We start from the raw sequence: 1,290 nt of genomic DNA on the forward strand, positions 1-1,290 counted from the left end.
ATTATTATAGAAGCCCCCATGAATAAATCGCTCATCATTTTCGGCATCGTCAACATAACCTCGGACAGTTTCTCCGATGGAGGCCGGTATCTGGCGCCAGACGCAGCCATTGCGCAGGCGCGTAAGCTGATGGCCGAGGGGGCAGATGTGATCGACCTCGGTCCGGCATCCAGCAATCCCGACGCCGCGCCTGTTTCGTCCGACACAGAAATCGCGCGTATCGCGCCGGTGCTGGACGCGCTCAAGGCAGATGGCATTCCCGTCTCGCTCGACAGTTATCAACCCGCGACGCAAGCCTATGCCTTGTCGCGTGGTGTGGCCTATCTCAATGATATTCGCGGTTTTCCAGACGCTGCGTTCTATCCGCAATTGGCGAAATCATCTGCCAAACTCGTCGTTATGCATTCGGTGCAAGACGGGCAGGCAGATCGGCGCGAGGCACCCGCTGGCGACATCATGGATCACATTGCGGCGTTCTTTGACGCGCGCATCGCGGCGCTGACGGGTGCCGGTATCAAACGCAACCGCCTTGTCCTTGATCCCGGCATGGGGTTTTTTCTGGGGGCTGCTCCCGAAACCTCGCTCTCGGTGCTGGCGCGGTTCGATGAATTGCGGCTGCGCTTCGATTTGCCGGTGCTTCTGTCTGTTTCGCGCAAATCCTTTCTGCGCGCGCTCACAGGCCGTGGTCCGGGGGATGTCGGGGCCGCGACACTCGCTGCAGAGCTTGCCGCCGCCGCAGGTGGAGCTGACTTCATCCGCACACACGAGCCGCGCCCCTTGCGCGACGGGCTGGCGGTATTGGCGGCGCTGAAAGAAACCGCAAGAATTCGTTAACTGCACATTCGGGATATTTCTCTATATTCGCGGTTCAGCAGGCATGTCCCCTTTGAGGGCGACCCGACGACAGGATAATCGACCTTATGGTGCGCAAATATTTCGGCACAGACGGTATTCGTGGCAAAGCCAACGAAGGCGCGATGACGGCGGAAACCGCCTTGCGCGTCGGCATGGCGGCTGGCCGTGTCTTTCGTCGCGGTGACCACCGCCATCGTGTCGTGATCGGCAAGGATACGCGCCTGTCGGGCTATATGCTTGAACCCGCGCTCACAGCCGGTTTCACCTCGATGGGCATGGACGTATTCCTTTTTGGCCCGCTGCCGACAACGTATAGGAAGAATAAACGCCCTTTTCACCCAAGTCCAACAGCTTTGGACCGCAGTTGACTCTTTCGACACCCCTGCGATGCAACCCAATCCGGCTGACGGGGAGCCAGCAACGCTGAAAATTTAC

At 59.1% G+C, this 1,290-nt stretch carries 2 protein-coding genes; both read left to right on the plus strand.

What is annotated here, in order from left to right; all coding sequences use genetic code 11:
- The first annotated feature begins 18 nt into the window (after positions 1 to 18).
- Positions 19 to 834 (plus strand): sulfonamide-resistant dihydropteroate synthase Sul2, encoded by an 816-nt coding sequence (gene sul2 / locus FTV09_RS17765; protein WP_001043260.1) that lies wholly within the window; start codon positions 19 to 21, stop codon positions 832 to 834.
- Positions 835 to 920: 86 nt separating this feature from the next.
- On the plus strand, positions 921 to 1,223 hold the full coding sequence (locus FTV09_RS17770) for a phosphoglucosamine mutase (RefSeq protein ID WP_000251875.1): 303 nt from the start codon (positions 921 to 923) through the stop codon (positions 1,221 to 1,223).
- The last annotated feature ends 67 nt before the right edge of the window (positions 1,224 to 1,290 follow it).

Source organism: Acinetobacter sp. YH12227, assembly GCF_013417785.1.
Classification (GTDB): domain Bacteria; phylum Pseudomonadota; class Gammaproteobacteria; order Pseudomonadales; family Moraxellaceae; genus Acinetobacter; species Acinetobacter gandensis.

Excerpts from the sequence above, each read along its gene's own strand:
- FTV09_RS17770 (WP_000251875.1), top strand. The coding sequence starts at position 921 with ATGGTGCGCAAATATTTCGGCACAGACGGTATTCGTGGCAAAGCCAAC.
- sul2 (WP_001043260.1), top strand. The coding sequence starts at position 19 with ATGAATAAATCGCTCATCATTTTCGGCATCGTCAACATAACCTCGGAC.